The organism is Amycolatopsis endophytica (assembly GCF_013410405.1).
Taxonomy (GTDB): domain Bacteria; phylum Actinomycetota; class Actinomycetes; order Mycobacteriales; family Pseudonocardiaceae; genus Amycolatopsis_E; species Amycolatopsis_E endophytica.
Genome location: NZ_JACCFK010000002.1, coordinates 1778327 through 1796183, shown reverse-complemented (window position 1 = coordinate 1796183; position 17857 = coordinate 1778327). Strand labels below are relative to the sequence as shown.

Here is a 17857-nt window from a genome sequence, read left to right as displayed (position 1 = left end):
ATTCTGTTGAATCACGCTTGCGGCGATTGTCCGAAGGGTCTGGGCAATCGGGTCCTGAGTGTGTACGGTCCCTCCAAACCGAACCAGATTCTGTTTTGACAGGCTGCGAAGAGGCGGTGGTCGCAAGAAATGGCGCAGGAAGCTCCCTTGCTGCGAGTGGACGAATGCACCGTCTCCTTCGGCGGATTGAGGGTCCTCCGAGCGGTCTCGCTGGACGTGGCCGAAGGGGAGGTGCTCGGCGTGATCGGTCCCAACGGCGCAGGCAAGACGACCCTGTTCAACACGATCTGCGGATTCGTCCGCCCGGATTCCGGCGCGCTGTCGTTCGACGGTCGCCGGCTCGACCCACGTCCGCACCAGCTGACTCGCCTGGGCATCGCCCGCACCCTGCAGGGGCTCGGGCTCTTCCCCAACCTGACCGCGCTGGACAACGTCGCGGCGGGCGCGACCCACCGCTCCCGCACCGGCCCGATCGGCGCGCTGCTGGCCTCGCCGTGGGCCGAGCGTCACGAACTGAAGCTGCGGGACCAGGCGCTGGGGATGCTCGGATCGCTGGGCATCGGCGACGTCGCGCACCGTCACTGCGCGAGCCTGCCCTACGGCGTCCGCAAGCGGGTCGCGCTGGCCCGCGCGCTGATCAGCGAACCTCGCCTGCTACTGCTCGATGAGCCCGCCGCGGGCCTGTCCGCCGCCGAGATCACCGAGCTGGCCGACATCGTGCGCGGGCTGCGGCAGCGCACCACGGTCATGCTCGTCGAGCACCACATGGAGTTCGTGATGAACCTCTGCGACCGGCTCGTCGTGCTGGACTTCGGCGAGGTGATCGCGGCCGGGACCCCCGCGGTGGTGCGCGAGGACCCGGCCGTGCAGCGCGCCTACCTCGGTGAAGCGGTGGCCGCCGATGCTTGAGGTCAGCGGCCTGGTCGCCGAGTACGGACCGGTGCGCGCGCTGCACGAGGTCGACCTGACCGTCGAGCGGGGTTCGATCACCGCGGTGCTCGGCGCGAACGGCGCGGGCAAGACGACGCTGCTGCGCGCGTTGTCCGGTCTGCTGCGCCCGAAAGCCGGCGCAGTGCGACTGAACGACCAGGACATCACCCGCCGCGGCCCGGAGGACCTGGTGCGGCTGGGCGTGGCGCACGTGCCCGAGGGGCGCGGGGTGATCGTCGAGCTGACAGTCGAGGAGAACCTGCGTCTCGGCGGACTGTGGCGGCGGGACCGCGGGTGGCTGCGCACCGGGGTGGCGCGCATGTTCGAGCTGTTCCCGCCGCTGGCGGAGCGCCGCAACCAGCGCGCGGAAACCCTCTCCGGCGGGGAGCGGCAGATGCTCGCGATCGGGCGGGCGCTGATGAGCCGTCCCGAACTGCTCCTGCTCGACGAGCCGTCGCTGGGGCTCGCGCCACGCACGGCCGCGCAGATCATCGCGACCCTGCGCGGTCTGCGCGCCGACACCGGCCTGACGCTGCTGCTGGTCGAGCAGAACGCGGGCACCGCGCTGTCCGTGGCCGACCGCGCCATCGTGCTCAACGTCGGCCGCAAGGTCGCCGACGACGAAGCCGCCCGGCTGGCCGCCGACGACCGGGTGCGCCGGGCCTACCTGGAGATGTGATGGGCCGTTTCCTCGACCTGACCCTCGCCGGGCTGACCAGCGGCACGGTGTACGCCGCGGTCGCGCTGGCACTGGTGCTGATCTGGCGCTCCACCCGCATCGTGAACTTCGCGCAGGGCGGGATGCTGATGATCACCACGTTCCTCGCCTACACCGTGATCAGCCACGGCGGTTCGTACTGGCTGGCGCTGGCCGTCGCGATCGCCGCCGGGCTCGTGCTCGGCGCCGTGGTCGAGCGGGTGCTGATCCGCCCGGTCGCGAACCGGCCGCCGCTGGACGCGGTCGTGGTCACCTTCGGTCTGCTGGTGGGGCTCCAGGGCATCGCCGGGATGGTGTTCGGCGGCACGCCGCAGTCCTACCCGCCGGCGTTCTCCATCGCGGGCTTCGAGGTGAGCGGGAGCCAGATCCTGTTCTCCCTCAACGATCTCTGGATCGTCGGCGTGGTGCTCGCGGTGATGGTGGTGCTGGCGGTCGTGTTCCGCCGCACGTCGATCGGGCTGCGGATGCGGGCCACGGCGTTCGCGCCGGAGGTGGCCCGCCTGCTGGGGGTGCGGGTCGGCCGGATGCTGACCGTCGGCTGGGCGCTGGCCGCGGTGGTCGGCGCCATCGCCGGGGTCCTCATCGCGCCCAGCACCTTCGTCAGCCCCACGGCGTTCGACGCGGTGCTGGTGTTCGGGTTCACCGCCGCGGTGATCGGCGGACTGGACAGCCCGCCCGGCGCGGTCGTCGGCGGGCTGGTGCTGGGGCTGGTGCTCAGTCTCGTCTCGGGCTACCTCGGCCCGGACGTGGTGACGCTGGGTGCGCTCGTCGTGCTCATCGTCGTGCTGATGGTGCGGCCGCACGGGTTGTTCGGCGCGGGAGCGAGGCGGCGGGTATGACGATGACGGAAACACCCGCGCGCCCGAGCGCGACGCGCGCGTTGCCGCTGTGGCGGCGCTCCACCCTGCTGCGGCACGGGTGCTGGGCGGTGCTGGGGCTGCTCGGGTTCTGGGCGTTGTCGATCGTGCTCGACCCGTTCGCGAACCTGCAGCTGGCCCAGATCTCCTACACGGCGATCGCGGTGGCGGGACTGACGGTGCTGTCCGGACTGTCCGGCCAGATTTCGCTGGGGCACGGCGCTTTCGTCGCGGTCGGCGCGTACACCTCGGCGCTGCTGCTGGAGAACGAGGGCTGGAGCCTCGCGCCGGTGCTGATCGTCGCGACCGCGGGGACGGCACTGGTCGGCGCGCTCGTCGGGGTGGCCGCGGCGCGGCTGCGCGGCCCGTACCTGGCGGGCGCGACGCTCGCGCTCGCGGTCGGGCTGCCGTCGCTGGCCGACTACCACGGCCTGCGCGAACTGCTGGGCGGTGCGAACGGACTGGTCGTCAGCCCGCCGGTGCCGCCGCTGTCGCTGGGCGAGACGTTCCCACTGGAGCGGTGGCAGTCCTGGATCTGCGGCATCTGCCTGGTGGCCGTGTTGTTCCTGCTGGCCAACCTCAGCCGTAGCAGGCTCGGCCGTGACATGCGGCTGGTGCGCGAGGACGAGGACGCCGCGGCCCTGTCCGGGGTGCACGTCGCCCGGATCCAGATCCTCGCGTTCTGCGTCAGCGCGGGGTGCGCGGGGCTGGCGGGCGGGCTCTTCGCGATCGTCAACAACCTGGCCGCGCCGGGGGCGTTCACGCTGGCCCTGTCGCTGTCCCTGCTCACCGCGGCGGTGCTGGGCGGGCTCGGCAGCCTCGCCGGGGCGGTGTACGGCGCGGTGATCGTGACGTTGCTGCCCACCTGGTCCACCGACCTCGCGCAGCGGGCCGACCTGCCGCGCGCGATCTACGCCAACATCCCGCTGGTCCTCTACGGGCTGGTGCTGATCCTGGTCATCCTGGCCTTCCCCGGCGGCATCCAGTCCGGGGTGCGCCGGATCGGCCGCCTGCTCCGACGGAACCGGAAGATCTAAGGAGACGAGATGGTCCTGTCCAGACGCCCGCGCGCGGCGGTCGCGCTCGCCGCGGCGCTCGCGCTCACGTTGACGGCGTGCGGCGGAGGGGGTGGCGGCGGTGGCAGCACGCCCGGCGTGACCGACACCGAGGTGCTCATCGGCAGCACCCTGCCGCTGACCGGCAACGCGGCGCCCGGCTACAGCGAGCAGGGGCCCGCGGCGAAGGCGATGTTCGACTACATCAACGCAAGCGGCGGCATCCACGGGCGCAAGATCAACCTCAAGTACGTCGACGACGGCTACAACCCGGCGAACACGGTGACGTTGACGAAGCAGCTCGTCCTGGAGGACAAGGTCTTCGCGATGGTCGGCGCGCTCGGCACGCCCACCCACACCAAGGTCGTCGACTTCCTCAACAGCTCCCGCGTGCCGGACCTGTTCGTCGCCTCCGGCTGCACCTGCTGGGACCAGCCGGACCGCAACCCCTACACCTACGGCTGGCAGCCCGACTACACCGTCGAGGGCAAGATCCTCGGTGACTACGTCACGAAGAACTTCGCGGGCAAGAAAGTCGCTTACTTCTACCAGGACGACGACTTCGGCGCCGACGGCATGAAGGGCCTGGACAAGTTCATCGACCAGAACCTGGTCGTGTCGCGGCAGCCCTACCAGCCGGGCAACACCGACGTCGCGGCGCAGGTGTCGGCCATCGCGCGCAGCGGCGCGGAGGTCGTGGTGCTGGAGACGATCCCGGCCTACACCGCGCTGTTCAAGCTGACCGCGCTCCGCCTGGGCTACAGTCCGCAGCTGGTCGCCTCCAGCGTCGGCGCGGACCCGGTGACGGTCTCCGGGCTGCTGGAGAACTACGCCAAACAGAGCGGGGCCCCGGTGACGGGCACCGATCTGATCGAGGGGCTGGTCAGCAGCGCCTACCTGCCCTCGACCACCGGCGGGCAGAACTCGTGGATCGAGCTGTTCCGGAAGGTGCACGATCAGTACATCCCGAACCTGCCCTTCGACGGCAACGTCATCTACGCGATGTCCTACGCCTACACGTTCGCGCAGGTTTTGCAGGCCGCGGGCAAGGACCTGACGCGCCAGGGCCTGATCGACGCGCTGAACAAGGGCGGGTTCACCGGGCCCGGCCTGGTGCCGTTCCGGTACGGGCCGGACTCGCACGCCGGCTACACCGGCGGGCAGATCTCGACCATCACGGGCGGGCAGCAGGTGCTGTCCGGCACGCCGCTGACCACCGACGACGGCGACGGGCCGGTCGTGCCGTACACGACACCGCAGCCCGCGGCGCCGGTCAACGGCGTTCCGGCGGCATGAGGTGAGCGCCGCGTCCCGGCGGGGCTCACGTCACGCCGGGACCGGCGCGGGCCGTGCGGTCCGGCACAATCGGGGGATGACCGAGGCCACCACCGGCAGCTCCCGGGCGCAGATCACCCGCGCGGCGCTGCTCGACGCCGCTCGCGAGGTGTTCGTCGCCTCCGGTTACGAGGACGCCAAGCTCGTCGACATCGCCGACCGGGCCGGCGCCAGCATCGGCAGCCTGTACCACCACTTCACCGCCAAGGCGGACCTGTGGATCACGCTGTACGACGAGTACACGAAGCGGCAGCAGCACCGGTCGGCGCGCGCGTTCCGCACTGCGCTGGCGGCGGGGGAGGAGGACGCGCTGCGGTTGTTCATCGCCGGCACCCGCGCCTACCTCGACGGGTGCTGGGAGGAGCGGCAGCTGGCGCGGATCTTCCTGTCCGGCAGCGGGCCCGCCGGATTCGGCCTGCTGACGCGGCAGCGGTTCCGCGAGTGGCTGCATGCCAACTCGACGCTGGTCAACGGGCATACGCGGCCGCTGAGCGACATGCTGGTGCTGTGCCTGACGGCCATGGCGACCGAGGCCGGACGCGAGGTCGCGGCGGCGCCGTCGAAGGCCAAGGCCCGCAAGATGATCGACGAGGTGCTGGACCTGATGGGGCGGTTGTACCCGGCGTCGTGACCTCACATCCGTGCGAAGGTGCATGATCGGCGCATGACTTTCGATCCGCGCGAGCTGCTCGCCGAGGCCAGGCTCGGAGTTCTGGCCACCATCAAAGCGAACGGCCTGCCTCAGCTGTCGCCCGTCACGCCCTTCTACGACCGCGAGGCCGGTGTCGTCCTGGTGTCGATGACCGACGGGCGTGCCAAGACACGGAACCTGCGCCGCGACCCGCGTGCGGCGCTGGAGGTCACCAGCTCCGACGGCTGGGCCTGGGCGACCGCCGAAGGCACCGTCGAGCTGATCGGGCCGGGTGACGATCCGGACGGGCCCGAGGTCGGGGCGCTGGTCGACTACTACCGGCGCGCCGCGGGGGAGCACCCGGACTGGGCCGAGTACCGGCAGGTCATGGTGTCCGACCGCCGGGTGCTCATGGCGCTGACCGTCGACCGCGTGTACGGCGAGAAGATCCGCTGACCGGCGGCGCGCGAGGGTGGCTGACCGTCGCGAGTATCCACTCGATGTAGTCCCGCACCGAAGCTCTCCAGCCAGGGCAGCGTTTCCAGCCATCCCTCGACCGACCCGGAGATCGCCGCGGCGCCGTGGGTGTGCGCGGAACCCGGCACCACCGCCACCGACGTCCCGCCCAGATCGAGGGTGCGCGGCCCGGCTGATCGATGTCGCCTGGCGGGTCGATGGCGACCCCGTCACAGCTGAACAGCATGTCGTAAGTGTGCGGACCGGATGGCACCTCGCCCGCGGCCCCGGCCAGGATCGTCGCGCCCTCGGCGGCCACGCGACCGGCGCCGTGGGCGTGGTCGTGGTCGTCATGCGCGTGCGTCAGCGCGACCGTGCGTGGCGTGCCCGGCAACCTCCTCCCCGAGTGCGCCCCAGGCCGATGGGCCGGCAGAAGAGCCCTCCGGGACGTGGATCTCGTCCCGGAGGGCTCGTTCCATTGTGGACTACTGCGGGGGCGGCGGCTCCTGCTGGCCGCGCACGTAGTCCTTGGCCTTCTCGGAAGCCTGGTCGATCTTGTCCCCGTGCTCGCCGAACCGGCCCTTGGCGGCCTCGGCGGCCTTGTCGATGCCCTGGTCGGCCTTGTCCGGGTTCTTGCTCAGTGCGTCCTTGGCCTTGTCGAACATGTTCATGGCACTTACCTCCTCGGCGCCTCGCGTACCCGGTCCGGGATCGCGGAAACGGCGCCTCCCCCGGACGCGGGTCACTCGTGTGAGGGTGGAAAGTTTCCGACGAAAGTCCCTTCCGCAGTGGTCTAGACCGCGCTACCTTTGTTCTCCCCCACAACAAACGGTCGGAAAGGCGTGATGTCGATGCCGATGTCGAGCTTGGTCCGCTTCCTCCTCCCCGCACTGGTCACCGCGGCGACCCTGGCCGCCGCACCCGCCCAGGCCGACGGCGGCGCGCTGGCCGCCGCGGTGACGTTCAACGACGACTTCGACGGAGCCGCGGGCAGCGCGGTGGACGGCTCGAAGTGGCAACTGGAAACCGGCGACAACGTCAACAACCACGAGCGGCAGTACTACACCGCGGGGGCCGCCAACGCGGCGCTCGACGGCAACGGCCACCTCGTCATCACCGCGAAACGCGAGAACCCCGCCGGCTACAACTGCTGGTACGGGCCGTGCGAGTACACCTCGGCGCGGCTCAACACCGCCGGGAAGTTCACCCAGACCTACGGCCACTTCGAGGCCCGCATGAAGTTGCCGCGCGGGCAGGGCATGTGGCCGGCGTTCTGGGCGCTGGGCAACGACATCGGCAGCAACGGCTGGCCCAACTGCGGTGAGATCGACTTCATGGAGAACGTCGGTTTCGAGCCGAACACCGTGCACGGCACGATCCACGGTCCTGGCTACTCCGGTGCCGAGGGCATCGGCGCTTACTACAACGGCCCGAACTTCTCCGACGACTTCCACACCTACGCCGTCGACTGGGCGCCGGACCGCATCAGCTGGTACGTCGACGGCGCCCTCTACCAGACCCGGACCCCCGCCGACCTGGGCGGCGACCGGTGGGTGTTCGACCACCCGTTCTACCTGATCGTCAACCTCGCGGTCGGCGGGTACTGGCCCGGCGACCCGGACGGCAGCACGCAGTTCCCGCAGCAGCTCGTGGTCGATTACGTGCGCGTGACGACCTGATCGTAAGGATTGGGCCAACTCGCTGCCCGGAGCGGCAAACACGCCAACGCGAGCGGCAAACACGCCACGCACCGCGCCGTGTTTGCCACTCCGGGCGCCGTGTTTGCCGCCCCGGTATCGCACCCGGCAGCGCGACGCGCCCCACCACCCGAACCGGTCCTGGCCCGCAACCCGATCCCCAGCCCCCTCGGCAACCGAACACTGAAAGATCGGGTTCGGGAGGGCACAATCCGCCGGCCCACGGCCCAGGGCGTAGCGAAGCGAAGCCGTCGCCGGAGTGAGGCGCGTAGCGCAAAAACCGGCGTAGCGGCTCCGGTCAGCGGATCTCCAGCCCGAGCGCGTGGACCAGGACGAACGCCTGCCCCGGATCGATGATCGCGCCGACCAGCCGCACCTGCAGTGGGTTCAGGCCGGACAGTTCGCTGCCCCGCAGGTCGCAGCCGGAGAAGTCGGCGTCGCGCAGTTCGGCGCCCGTGAGGTCGACCCGGTTCAGCTTGGCGCCCGCCAGCCGGGCGGCGATGAGGTCGGTCTCCCGCAGGCGCGCGCCGGTGAACGACGCTCGTCGGAGGTCGGCGCCGGCCAGGCCGGTGAACGACCAGTCGCCGCCCTCGACGGACAGCAGGTCGAAGGTGCAGCGGTCGAATACCGAGCCGGTCAGCTTGCAGTCGGTGAACGTGGCGTCGAAGAACGAGCAGCCGGTGAACGTGCAGTTGAGGAAGGCCGCGCCGGTGTGCCCGGAGGCGTTGAACCGGCTGTCGCGGAAGGTGCACCCGCTGAAGACGACGCCCTCGGTGACCGCCTCGCTCAGGTCGGCCCGCACGAAGGTGACCTGCTCGTACCGCTCACCGGTGAGCCGCGCGGCCTCCCAGTCCTGACCGGTGACCGTGGTGCCGGTTGCTGCCATCCGGTGACCCTAACCCCGTTCCGGGGTCGCGCTCAGGGCGTTCCCGGATGTCGCGCGCGGTGCGAGGCGACATCATGATCACCATGATGCGGAGATCGTTCCTCCTCGCCGCGACGGTGTTGCTCGCCTCGGCCGTGCCCGCGTCGGCGTCACCGCGGCTCACGCTGCCCGCGCTCACCGGCCCGTACCGCGTCGGTGAAACGGATCTGCACCTGGTCGACACGTCGCGGGCGGATCCGTGGCAGGGCGGGGCGCGTGAGCTGATGGTCAGCGTGCACTATCCGGCGTTGCCCGGTCGCGCACCGGCGCCGTACATGCTGCCGGGCGCGGCGGCGCACTTCGACGCCGTCACCGCCAACGGACTACTCGGACTCGGCGTGCCTGCCGGAACCGACTGGGCCGGTGTGCGGACCCGCGCACGGCGTGACGCGATGCCGCTTCCGGGACGGCATCCGGTGATCGTGTACTCGCCGGGCCTGGGCGAACCGCGCACCTGGGGCACCGCGACGGCCGAGGACCTGGCGAGCCGGGGCTGTGTGGTGGTGAGCATCGATCACACGGGGGAGTCGCCGGAGGTGCAGTTCCCGGACGGTTCGGTGCGGACCATGGTCGGCCCCGGCGATCCGGACGCGTTCGTGCGCGAGGCGCTCGACGTGCGGGTGACGGACACCCGGTTCGTGCTGGACTCGATCGCGACCCGCATGGACGTCAGCCGGGTCGGGATGGTCGGCCACTCGATGGGCGGCGCGGCGGCGGCACTGACGATGGCGGCCGATCCGCGCGTCGTGGCCGGGGTGAACCTGGACGGCAACCTGACCTACCTCGACGGCAGCCTGATGCCGCCCGCGGCCGAGGGGCTTCCGAAGCCCTTCCTGCTGGTCGGCAAGGACGGGGAGATCGACACCGGCCCCGGCTGGGAAGCGTTCCTCGCCGCCACGCCGGGATGGGCGCGGCAGCTCACACTGCGTGGAAGCGAACACGCCTCCTTCACCGATGCCGTGACGCTGCTGCCGCAACTGGGCGTCAAGGTGGGGACGCTCGACCCGGACACCGCGGTACGCACCCAGCGCGCTTACGTGGCCTCGTTCTTCGACCGGTGGCTGCGTGACCGGAACGACCACCTGCTGGACGGGCCGTCGCCGCGCTACCCGGACATGGAGTTCGTGACCTGAAATCGGATTTTCCGCGGCGCCGCGCTGGTCCAAGATGAGATGGTGATCGCCGATCAGTTCCCGGTTTTCGGGCTGCGGATAAGGACTCCGCGGCTCGAACTGAGGTTGCCCGATTCCGACGAACTGTCCGCGCTCGCCGGGCTGGCCGCCGACGGCGTGCACGATCCGGGGGTGCAGCCGTTCATCGTCACGTGGACCGATCAGGAACCGGAACTGGTCGCGCGATCGGTGGTGCAGTACTTCTGGCGCAGGCTCGGCGGCTGGACACCGCGGGACTGGGGACTGGACCTCGCCGTCTTCCGCGACGGCGAGGTCGTCGGCCAGCAGACGGTCAACGGGCGGGACCTGGCGATCACCCGTGAGGTGCACACCGGATCCTGGATCGGCCGCCGGTACCAGGGACAGGGCATCGGCACCGAAATGCGCGCCGCCGTGCTGCACCTGGCCTTCGAAGCCCTCGGTGCCGACGAGGCGGTCTCCGGCGCCTTCGAGGACAACGCCGCCTCGCTCGCGGTGTCCCGCAAGCTCGGCTACCGGCCGGACGGCACCGCGCGGCACGTCGTGCGCGGAAAGCTCGCCATCGAGCGACGGCTGCGCCTGACCCGCGAGGCGTGGCGCGGCGGCGTCCCGGTGACGATCGAGGGTTTCCAGCCCTGCCGTCCACTGTTCGGGCTCTAGACCGGTCCGGAGGCGGTGACCAGGCCGTTCTCGTAGGCGAGGATGACCAGCTGGGCACCGTCGCGGGCGTGCAGTCTGGTGAGCAAGCGCCCGATGTAGGTCTTCACCGTCGCCATCGACAGGTGCAGGTTCCCGGCCAGTTCGGTGTTCGGCAGGCCCTGCGCGATGAGCGTCAGCACTTCGATCTCGCGCGGCGTGAGCACGTCGAGCTCCCGGGTCAGCCGCGGCGGCGCCGTCGTCGTCCGCGCGAACTCGGCGATCAGGCGGCGCGTGACGGCCGGTGCCAGCAGCGCGTCCCCGGCGGCGACCACGCGGATCGCGGTGCACAGGTCGGCCGGGCGGGTGTCCTTGAGCAGGAAGCCCGCTGCGCCGGCCCGCAGCGCCCCGAAGACGTGCGAGTCCAGATCGAACATCGTGCGGATGAGCACGCGTGTCCCCTCGATGCCGTCCATCCAGGGCATCCGCACGTCCATCAGCACGACATCCGGCGCGGTCGCCCGCACGACCTCGATCGCCTCGGTGCCGGTGGCCGCCCCGCCGACCACCGTCATGTCGGGCTCGTTCTCGACCAGCACCCGGAAACTGCCGCGCAGCAACGCCTGATCGTCGGCGATCACCAGCCGGAGCGGTTCGGGCAACGGGAACCTCCGGCGTGTCGTACCGCAGGACGGCGGCGACGCGGAAACCGCCGCGCGGCAACGGTTCCGCGGTCAGGTCACCATCGTAGAGCGCCGCGCGCACGGCACCGGATGGGGTGTCTGGGGTGCGGTGCTGGTCGTGACCGGGCTGTTCGAACGGACCTTCCACGCCGGGTTCGACCAGGCGGCCCTCGCGCTGGCCCGGCACCGGGGCGCCGGGTTCGCCACCGCCTTCGTCGGCGAGGCATACGGTGACCTTCACCTGTTCAGCTACCTGTCGTTCGCGATCCTGATCGGCTGGCCGGTGCTCGCGTTCGGGGCGTGGCGGAGCCGGGTGCTGCACCCGGTGCAGGCGCTGGGGCTGGCGGCCGCCTCGGCGATGCCGCTCGGCGTCCTCAAGGGAACGACCGTGCGGTCGGTCGTGGCCGCGGCGGGCCTGTGCGTGGCACTGGTTCCGGCCGGGGTGCGGCTGGTGCGCGAGGCGCCGCGGCGCGACCTGCGGTTCGTGCTCGCGGGCGTGCCCGTCGTGGGGCTCCTCGCGTATGTGAGCACGCTCGGCTGAGCGGTTTCCCGGCTGGTCGCCGTGGGCAACCCGTCGGGCATGGCCAAGGTTCTCGTGCTCGATGTGGACGGCACGCTGGTGGACACGAACTACCACCACTCGCTCGCGTGGTTCCGCGCGTTCCGCTGCTACGGCGTGACCGTGCCGGTGTGGCGGATCCACCGGGCCATCGGCATGGGCGGTGACCAGCTCGTGCCCGAGGTCGCGGGCAAGGAGGCCGAGGACTCGTGCGGCGACGACGTCCGGGCGAAGTGGAAGGAACTCGTCGACGGGATGCTGCCGGAGGTGTGCGCCCTCGACGGCGCGCACGAACTGCTGCGGGCCGCCCGCGACGCCGGTTACCGGGTGGTACTGGCCAGCTCCGGCAAACCCGATCACGTCGACCACTACCTCGACCTCATCGACGGCCGCGAGCTGGCGGGGGACTGGACCAGCTCGAAGGACGTCGAGGCCACCAAACCCGAACCCGATCTGCTGGAGGTCGCGCTGGAGAAGGTGCGGGGCGAACAGGCGGTGGTCATCGGCGACTCGGTGTGGGACTGCGTCGCCGCGGGACGCATCGACCTGCCCTCGGTCGGCCTGCTCACCGGCGGGTTCTCCGCGGCCGAACTGACCGACAGCGGAGCCGCCCGCACCTTCGCCGACCTGCACGGACTGCGGGCGAGCCTGGACGACCTGCCGTTCGGCGCGCCCGGCCGGGAGTGACTATCGCCGCAGGTGGGCGGGTACGTCGGCGACCGGGACGCGCGTCTGCTCGCCGGAGGTCATGTCCCGCACGGTGACCTCGCCCGCCTCCTGCTCGGCGGGCCCGTAGATCAGGACGGTGCGGGCGTGCTGGTCGTTCGCCCACTTGAGCTGGCGTGCGAGCTTGCCCGAGGTGCCCAGGTAGACCGCCGTGCGCAGGCCGTCGGCCCGCAGCTGGTTCGCCAGCCGCAGCACCTGATCCTCCGCGCCGAGCACGGTCAGCGCCACGTCGAGCGCACCGGCCTCGGCGTCGGCGGCGGCCTGGCCCGCCAGGATCCGCTCCAGGCCGATCGACCCGCCGCACGCGGGCAGGTCCGGGCCGCCCAGCTTCGCCACCAGACCGTCGTAGCGTCCGCCGGAGCAGATCGAACCGGGGTAGCCCGCCGCGGTGACCTCGAAGATCGGGCCGGTGTAGTAGTCCAGGCCGCGCACCATGCGCGGGGTGAACACGACGCGCCCGGACGGCAGACCGGCGGTCAGCTCCAGCAGCCGGTCGACCTCGGCCAGCCCGGCGCGGCCGCGTTCGGTGGTGTCGAGCTGCTTGCGGATGCGGTCGGTGTCGGGGGCGACGACGTCACCGACCAGGCTCTCCGCGGTCTCGGCCGCGAGCCCGCGGTCGGCCAGCTCGGCGACCACCGCGTCCGGTGCGGCCTTGTCCAGCTTGTCGAGGCTGCCGAGCACCCGGGCGCCCGCCTCCTCGGGGATGCCGTACGCCTCCAGCAGGCCGTGCAGCGCCTGGCGGCTGTTGACCAGGAACCGGAAGTCCTCGACCCCCAGCGCGGTCAGCGCGTCGTTGAGCGCCCAGACCGTCTCGGCGTCGGCCAGCGGCGAGGACGAGCCGACGGTGTCGATGTCGCACTGCACGAACTCGCGGAACCGGCCCTGCGCCGGGCGGTCGGCGCGCCACACCGGGCCGATCGCGTAGCGCTTGTACGGCGAGGGCAGCTTGCTGCCGTAGGTGCCGATGACCCGCGCCAGCGGGACGGTGTGGTCGTAGCGCAGCGCGAGGTCGGCCTCGCCGCTGGCCTCGTGCACCCCGCGCTTGAGGATCTTGAAGATCAGCGCCGAGGCGTCCTCGCCGAGCTTGCCCGCGAACACCTCCAGGCGTTCGAAGGCCGGGGTCTCCAGGGGGTCGAAGCCGTAGCGCTCGAAGACCGCGCTGACGGTGTCGAACGCCGCCTTCCGGCGACGCACTTCGTCGGCCAGGAAGTCGCGGGTACCTGAAGGTGGCTCGGCGGCCTTCGCCATGGAACGGTCCTTTGCTGGTCGGGTGCGCCTGCCATTGTCCCGCGCCGGTGCGCGGGCCCGAGCACTGCCCCTGGACAGACGGAAGCCCCGGCCCGCCGAGGGGGAGGTGGGCCAGGGCTTCCTGCTCCATCCGACGGCACCCCTGCGCGACCACCGGACTGCGACTCCGGCGGCTGTCTACCCCGGTGGTGGACGCCGCAAACCTGGTGTTCGGAAAAAGACCGTCGGTGGCTGCCGGTGACGAAGGACACGGTGTCACGGCGGTGCGGTCAGGGCTCAGCGGACCAGCCGGAAGAACGCGCGGATCACCTCCGGTTCTTCCATGGCCGCGAAATGACCCCCTCGCCGTGGCTCGTTCCAGTACCGGATGTCGGTGTCACGGCGGGCGGCCCAGCAGCGGGAGGCGAGGCTCTCCAGCCCGGCGCGTTCGCTCTCGATCAGATCGCGCGCGCCGTACCGCGCATAACCCAGCCGGGCCATCAAAACCGCCCAGGCGTCGGCGATGCGCTGGATTCCCCAGCCCGATGTGGAAGGTGTGTCGCTGAAACCGTAGCCCGGCGGAGCCGGGCACACGAGGTGGAAGGCGTCCTCGGGTGAGCCACCGTAGGCGACGGGATCGGTCAGCCGCCCGATCACGTCCAGGTACTCCACGATCGAATCCGGCAGGCGGCCCTCGGGAAACCCCGTCAGGGCAGGAACGGCAGCACCTTGTCCAGGGTGACGGGCAGGTCGCGGATCCGTGCCCCGGTCGCGTGGAACACCGCGTTCACCACCGACGCCGCGGTTCCCACGATCCCGATCTCGCCGATTCCCTTGCTGCCCAGCGGGTTCACCTGGTCGTCCTGCTCGTCCAGCCAGTGGGCCTGCACGTCGTCCACGTCGGCGTTCACCGAGACGTGGTATTCGGCCAGATCGTGGTTCACCACCTGCCCGAACCGCGGATCCCACACGCTGTCCTCGTGCAACGCCATCGACAGGCCCATCGTCATGCCGCCGAGGAACTGCGACCGCGCCGTCCGCGGGTTGATGATGCGGCCCGCGGCGAACACCCCGAGCAGCCGGGGCACCCGGATCTCGCCGGTGTCGGCGTGCACCCGCGCCTCGGTGAACTGGGCGCCGAACGCGTACATCGCGTACCGCTCGCTCGCCGGGTTCTCCCCGGTCGTCGCGTCGGCCTCGTCGCCGTCGCCGGGGTCGCGGCCGAACTTGTCGCGGAACGTCCGCGCCGCCTCGACGATCGCCGAACCCCACGTCGCCGTTCCGGTGGACCCGCCTGCCACCGTCGCCTTCGGGTAGTCGGTGTCGCCGATCCGGACGTCGACCTCCTCGACGGGCACACCGAGCGCGTCCGCGGCGATCTGCGGCAGCACGGTCCACGCGCCGGTGCCCAGGTCGGCCGCGCCGATCTCGACGACGTACCGGCCGCCGTCGAACCGCACGTTCGCGGTGGACCCGGGGTTGGTCCGCGCCGGATACACCGACGCGGCGACGCCGGTGCCGACCAGCCACCCGTCCTCCAGCCGGACGCCGGGCCGCGGATCGCGCCCCGCCCAGCCGAACCGGCGCGCACCCTCGCGCAGGCACTCCACCAGGTGACGGCTGGAGAACGGATTTCCCGAATCCGGGTCCGTCTCCGGCTCGTTGCGCACCCGCAGTTCGATCGGGTCGATGCCCAGCTCGCAGGCCAGTTCGTCCATCGCCACCTCGGGCCCGAACATGCCGGGGCACTCGCCGGGCGCGCGCATCCACGACGGCACCGGCACGTCCAGCGCCGCCAGCCGGTGCGTGGTGCGGCGGTTCGGCGCGGCGTACATCATGCGCGCGGGCAACGCGGTCTGTTCCGCGAACTCCTTGATCCGCGACGTCTGCTCGACCACGTCCAGGCTGATCGCCGCCAACCGCCCGTCGGAGTCCGCGCCCAGCCGCATCTTCTGGATCGTCGGCGTCCGGTACCCGGCCAGCGAAAACATCTGCTGCCGCGTCAGCGCGAGCTTCACCGGCCGTCCCGGATGGGCTCGCGCGGCCATCGCGGCCGCCACGACGTTCACGTGCGGCAGTCCCTTGGAGCCGAACCCGCCGCCGACGAACGGGCACACCACGCGCACCCGCTCTTCGGGCAGCCCGAACACTTTCGCGACCGTCGTGCGTGACGGGTGCACGCCCTGCGTCGAGTCCCACAGCGTCAAGGAGTCGTTGTCCCACCACGCCGTCGTGGCGTGCGGCTCCATCGGGTTGTTGTGGTACATCGCCGTGCGGTAGGTCTGCTCGACCGTCACATCCGTCGCGGCCATGGCGGCGTCCACATCCCCGGTGCCGGTGTCCGTCGGAAACGAGGGGTTGACCTTCTCGGGCCGGTAGAGATCGTCACGGTCGGCGGACAGCTCGGTGTCGTGCGCGTGCTCGTGATAGTCCACGGTCACCAGTTCCGCGCCGTGCCGCGCGCTCTCCGACGACTCGGCGAGCACCAGCCCGACCAGCTGCCCGCGGAAGGCGACCTCCCGGTCCTGCAGCGCCGCCAGCTCGGCGTCCTCGGTGGACGCGAGCCGTTCGGCGGTGCGGTAGGTGATCACGTCCAGCACCCCGTCGAGCATCTCCGCGTCGGCGGTGTGGATCGCGGTGATCCGGCCCCGCGCCACCGTGGCCTGCACGGGATGGCAGAACAGGGGCGCGTCGAGTGGTGTTTCGTAGGCGTAGGTGGCGGTCCCGGTGACCTTGCGCGCACCATCGCGCCGCACCAGCGGTTTGCCGATCGCGGTCATGACAGCTCCCGGAGGACGGCGACGAGAGTGCGGGTCAGCAGGGGAACCTTGAACTCGTTGCCGGGCAACGGTTCCGCCTGCGCGAGCTCGGCCTCGGCTGCGGCGCGGAACACGTCCTCCGAAACATGAGCATCGCGTAGCGTGTCTTCGGCCTGCCACGCCCGCCACGGCTTGTGCGCCACCCCGCCGAACGCGAGGCGCGCGTCCCGGATCCTGCCGTCGTCCACGGACAGCACCGCCGCCACCGACACGAGCGCGAAAGCGTAGGAGGCGCGGTCGCGGACCTTGCGGTACCGCTGGCGGTCTCCGGGAGGCGCGGGCAAGTCGATCGCGGTGATCAGGTCGCCGTGCTCCAGCACCGTGTCCTTCTCCGGCGAGTCGCCGGGCAGCCGGTGCAGTTCGGTGAACGGGATCGTGCGCTCGCCGTCCGGTCCGAGCACCCGCACCGAGGCGTCCAGCGCGGCCAGCGCGACCGCCATGTCCGACGGGTGCGTGGCCACGCACTCCGAAGACGCGCCGAGGATCGCGTGGTAGCGCGTGTACCCGCCGATCGCCGAGCAGCCCGAACCCGGCTCACGCTTGTTGCACGCTGTGGTGACGTCCTGGAAGTACACACACCGCGTGCGCTGCAACGGGTTCCCGCCGGTGGTGGCCATGTTGCGCAGCTGCCCGGACGCGCCGGCCAGCAACGCCGAAGCCAGCACCGGGTAGCGGGACCGCACCCGCGGATCGGCGGCCAGCTCGCTGTTGCGGACCCCGGCGCCGATCGACAGCCCGCCGTCCCGTTCGACGATTTCGGTCGAGGTCAGGTGGGTGACGTCAACGATCCGGCCCGGCCGGGCGACGCCGAGTTTGAGGTGGTCGACCAGGTTCGTGCCGCCGCCCAGGTACATGGCCGACGGGTCCCCGGCGACGGTCCGGACCGCGGTGGCGGCGTCGGCGGGGGAGTCGTAGGCGAACGGTTTCACCGCGCGGCCTCCTCGATCGCGCCCACGATCCCGTCGTAGGCGGCGCACCGGCACAGGTTGCCGCTCATCCGCTCGGCGATCTCGGCGCGGGTGAGGGCGGGACGCGTGCTCATGTCCGGGGTGACGTGGCTCGGCCAGCCCTGCCCGGCCTCGTCGAGCATCCCGACGGCGGAGCAGATCTGGCCCGGCGTGCAGTACCCGCACTGGAATCCGTCGTGTTCGAGGAACGCCCGCTGGACGGGGTGCAGCTCGCCGTCGTCCGCGAGCCCTTCGGCGGTGGTGACCTCGGCCCCGTCCTGGGCGATCGCGAGCGACAGGCAGGACAGCACCCGCCTGCCGCCGATCAGCACCGTGCACGCGCCGCACTGACCGTGGTCACAGCCCTTCTTCGGACTGGTCACCCCGAGCCGTTCACGCAGGGCGTCCAGGAGCGTGGTGCGGGTGTCCAGCGTCAGGCGGCGGGCGGCGCCGTCGACGCGCAAGGTGATCTCCGCGTCCATGCCGGAGGGCGTACCCGGCGCCT

The 17857-nt window shown here is 71.3% G+C and carries 20 protein-coding genes; 12 read left to right on the top strand and 8 right to left on the bottom strand.

All coding sequences use genetic code 11. From position 1 onward, the window contains the following. Positions 1-129 precede the first annotated feature (129 nt). The 7 genes from HNR02_RS33860 (at position 130) to HNR02_RS33830 (ending at position 5982) form a co-directional block, all read left to right on the top strand. Positions 130-909: an ABC transporter ATP-binding protein gene (locus tag HNR02_RS33860; protein WP_179777661.1), complete on the top strand. Its 780-nt coding sequence runs from the start codon at positions 130-132 to the stop codon at positions 907-909. Next, the gene (locus tag HNR02_RS33855) at positions 902-1609 is read left to right on the top strand and encodes an ABC transporter ATP-binding protein (protein WP_179777660.1); all 708 of its coding nucleotides are present in this window, start codon (positions 902-904) and stop codon (positions 1607-1609) included. Before HNR02_RS33860 ends, HNR02_RS33855 begins: the two co-directional genes overlap by 8 nt. Next, the gene (locus HNR02_RS33850; RefSeq protein WP_179777659.1) at positions 1609-2487 is read left to right on the top strand and encodes a branched-chain amino acid ABC transporter permease; all 879 of its coding nucleotides are present in this window, start codon (positions 1609-1611) and stop codon (positions 2485-2487) included. Before HNR02_RS33855 ends, HNR02_RS33850 begins: the two co-directional genes overlap by 1 nt. Positions 2488-2489: 2 nt before the next feature. Then, positions 2490-3542 carry a branched-chain amino acid ABC transporter permease gene (locus tag HNR02_RS33845; RefSeq protein WP_246339345.1) on the top strand — a complete coding sequence of 351 codons (1053 nt, stop codon included), beginning with the start codon at positions 2490-2492 and terminating at the stop codon, positions 3540-3542. 9 nt (positions 3543-3551) lie between these two features. Further along, positions 3552-4856 (top strand): ABC transporter substrate-binding protein, encoded by a 1305-nt coding sequence (locus HNR02_RS33840; protein ID WP_179777658.1) that lies wholly within the window; start codon positions 3552-3554, stop codon positions 4854-4856. 76 nt (positions 4857-4932) lie between these two features. Further along, complete coding sequence (locus tag HNR02_RS33835) at positions 4933-5526, top strand: TetR/AcrR family transcriptional regulator (RefSeq protein WP_179777657.1); 594 nt, start codon at positions 4933-4935, stop codon at positions 5524-5526. A 33-nt stretch (positions 5527-5559) separates the two neighbouring features. After that, positions 5560-5982 carry a PPOX class F420-dependent oxidoreductase gene (locus tag HNR02_RS33830; protein ID WP_179777656.1) on the top strand — a complete coding sequence of 141 codons (423 nt, stop codon included), beginning with the start codon at positions 5560-5562 and terminating at the stop codon, positions 5980-5982. A 485-nt stretch (positions 5983-6467) separates the two neighbouring features. Here the strand turns inward: HNR02_RS33830 and HNR02_RS33825 are convergent, their stop codons facing one another. After that, positions 6468-6653, bottom strand: a complete 186-nt coding sequence (locus HNR02_RS33825) for an antitoxin (protein ID WP_179777655.1) — start codon at positions 6651-6653, stop codon at positions 6468-6470. 186 nt (positions 6654-6839) lie between these two features. Between HNR02_RS33825 and HNR02_RS33820 the strand changes: the two genes are divergently transcribed. Continuing rightward, on the top strand, positions 6840-7661 hold the full coding sequence (locus HNR02_RS33820; protein ID WP_246339344.1) for a glycoside hydrolase family 16 protein: 822 nt from the start codon (positions 6840-6842) through the stop codon (positions 7659-7661). 316 nt (positions 7662-7977) lie between these two features. On the opposite strand, the gene HNR02_RS33815 is transcribed toward HNR02_RS33820, so the two are convergent. Next, positions 7978-8565, bottom strand: a complete 588-nt coding sequence (locus tag HNR02_RS33815; protein ID WP_179777653.1) for a pentapeptide repeat-containing protein — start codon at positions 8563-8565, stop codon at positions 7978-7980. 83 nt (positions 8566-8648) lie between these two features. Between HNR02_RS33815 and HNR02_RS33810 the strand changes: the two genes are divergently transcribed. Both HNR02_RS33810 and HNR02_RS33805 read left to right on the top strand, forming a co-directional pair. After that, a complete protein-coding gene (locus HNR02_RS33810) occupies positions 8649-9737 on the top strand; it encodes an alpha/beta hydrolase family protein (RefSeq protein ID WP_246339343.1) in 1089 nt (362 codons plus the stop codon). Positions 9738-9776: 39 nt separating this feature from the next. Further along, positions 9777-10415 carry a GNAT family N-acetyltransferase gene (locus HNR02_RS33805; protein WP_218914367.1) on the top strand — a complete coding sequence of 213 codons (639 nt, stop codon included), beginning with the start codon at positions 9777-9779 and terminating at the stop codon, positions 10413-10415. Here HNR02_RS33805 and HNR02_RS33800 read toward each other — a convergent pair. Continuing rightward, positions 10412-11053, bottom strand: a complete 642-nt coding sequence (locus tag HNR02_RS33800; RefSeq protein ID WP_179777651.1) for a response regulator — start codon at positions 11051-11053, stop codon at positions 10412-10414. The genes HNR02_RS33805 and HNR02_RS33800 overlap by 4 nt on opposite strands. Positions 11054-11192: 139 nt before the next feature. On the opposite strand from HNR02_RS33800, the gene HNR02_RS33795 reads away from it, so the two are divergent. Both HNR02_RS33795 and HNR02_RS33790 read left to right on the top strand, forming a co-directional pair. Next, complete coding sequence (locus tag HNR02_RS33795; protein ID WP_246339342.1) at positions 11193-11615, top strand: hypothetical protein; 423 nt, start codon at positions 11193-11195, stop codon at positions 11613-11615. Positions 11616-11654: 39 nt separating this feature from the next. Beyond that, positions 11655-12320 carry an HAD family hydrolase gene (locus tag HNR02_RS33790; RefSeq protein ID WP_179777650.1) on the top strand — a complete coding sequence of 222 codons (666 nt, stop codon included), beginning with the start codon at positions 11655-11657 and terminating at the stop codon, positions 12318-12320. Here the strand turns inward: HNR02_RS33790 and hisS are convergent, their stop codons facing one another. The 5 genes from hisS to HNR02_RS33765 all read right to left on the bottom strand — a co-directional run bounded on the left by hisS (position 12321) and on the right by HNR02_RS33765 (position 17834). After that, positions 12321-13607: a histidine--tRNA ligase gene (gene hisS / locus HNR02_RS33785; RefSeq protein WP_179777649.1), complete on the bottom strand. Its 1287-nt coding sequence runs from the start codon at positions 13605-13607 to the stop codon at positions 12321-12323. Positions 13608-13883: 276 nt separating this feature from the next. Beyond that, positions 13884-14258 carry an alpha/beta fold hydrolase gene (locus HNR02_RS33780; RefSeq protein WP_179777648.1) on the bottom strand — a complete coding sequence of 125 codons (375 nt, stop codon included), beginning with the start codon at positions 14256-14258 and terminating at the stop codon, positions 13884-13886. Between the two features lie 35 nt (positions 14259-14293). Further along, a complete protein-coding gene (locus HNR02_RS33775) occupies positions 14294-16366 on the bottom strand; it encodes a xanthine dehydrogenase family protein molybdopterin-binding subunit (RefSeq protein WP_179777647.1) in 2073 nt (690 codons plus the stop codon). After that, complete coding sequence (locus tag HNR02_RS33770) at positions 16363-17334, bottom strand: FAD binding domain-containing protein (protein WP_179777646.1); 972 nt, start codon at positions 17332-17334, stop codon at positions 16363-16365. The genes HNR02_RS33775 and HNR02_RS33770 overlap by 4 nt, the downstream gene beginning before the upstream one ends. Next, positions 17331-17834: a 2Fe-2S iron-sulfur cluster-binding protein gene (locus HNR02_RS33765; RefSeq protein ID WP_179777645.1), complete on the bottom strand. Its 504-nt coding sequence runs from the start codon at positions 17832-17834 to the stop codon at positions 17331-17333. The genes HNR02_RS33770 and HNR02_RS33765 overlap by 4 nt, the downstream gene beginning before the upstream one ends. Positions 17835-17857: the final 23 nt, after the last annotated feature.

Excerpts from the sequence above, each read along its gene's own strand:
- HNR02_RS33860 (WP_179777661.1), top strand. The coding sequence starts at position 130 with ATGGCGCAGGAAGCTCCCTTGCTGCGAGTGGACGAATGCACCGTCTCC.
- HNR02_RS33855 (WP_179777660.1), top strand. The coding sequence starts at position 902 with ATGCTTGAGGTCAGCGGCCTGGTCGCCGAGTACGGACCGGTGCGCGCG.
- HNR02_RS33850 (WP_179777659.1), top strand. The coding sequence starts at position 1,609 with ATGGGCCGTTTCCTCGACCTGACCCTCGCCGGGCTGACCAGCGGCACG.
- HNR02_RS33845 (WP_246339345.1), top strand. The coding sequence starts at position 2,490 with ATGACGGAAACACCCGCGCGCCCGAGCGCGACGCGCGCGTTGCCGCTG.
- HNR02_RS33840 (WP_179777658.1), top strand. The coding sequence starts at position 3,552 with ATGGTCCTGTCCAGACGCCCGCGCGCGGCGGTCGCGCTCGCCGCGGCG.
- HNR02_RS33835 (WP_179777657.1), top strand. The coding sequence starts at position 4,933 with ATGACCGAGGCCACCACCGGCAGCTCCCGGGCGCAGATCACCCGCGCG.
- HNR02_RS33830 (WP_179777656.1), top strand. The coding sequence starts at position 5,560 with ATGACTTTCGATCCGCGCGAGCTGCTCGCCGAGGCCAGGCTCGGAGTT.
- HNR02_RS33825 (WP_179777655.1), bottom strand. The coding sequence starts at position 6,653 with ATGAACATGTTCGACAAGGCCAAGGACGCACTGAGCAAGAACCCGGAC.
- HNR02_RS33820 (WP_246339344.1), top strand. The coding sequence starts at position 6,840 with ATGTCGAGCTTGGTCCGCTTCCTCCTCCCCGCACTGGTCACCGCGGCG.
- HNR02_RS33815 (WP_179777653.1), bottom strand. The coding sequence starts at position 8,565 with ATGGCAGCAACCGGCACCACGGTCACCGGTCAGGACTGGGAGGCCGCG.
- HNR02_RS33810 (WP_246339343.1), top strand. The coding sequence starts at position 8,649 with ATGATGCGGAGATCGTTCCTCCTCGCCGCGACGGTGTTGCTCGCCTCG.
- HNR02_RS33805 (WP_218914367.1), top strand. The coding sequence starts at position 9,777 with ATGGTGATCGCCGATCAGTTCCCGGTTTTCGGGCTGCGGATAAGGACT.
- HNR02_RS33790 (WP_179777650.1), top strand. The coding sequence starts at position 11,655 with ATGGCCAAGGTTCTCGTGCTCGATGTGGACGGCACGCTGGTGGACACG.
- hisS (WP_179777649.1), bottom strand. The coding sequence starts at position 13,607 with ATGGCGAAGGCCGCCGAGCCACCTTCAGGTACCCGCGACTTCCTGGCC.
- HNR02_RS33775 (WP_179777647.1), bottom strand. The coding sequence starts at position 16,366 with ATGACCGCGATCGGCAAACCGCTGGTGCGGCGCGATGGTGCGCGCAAG.
- HNR02_RS33765 (WP_179777645.1), bottom strand. The coding sequence starts at position 17,834 with ATGGACGCGGAGATCACCTTGCGCGTCGACGGCGCCGCCCGCCGCCTG.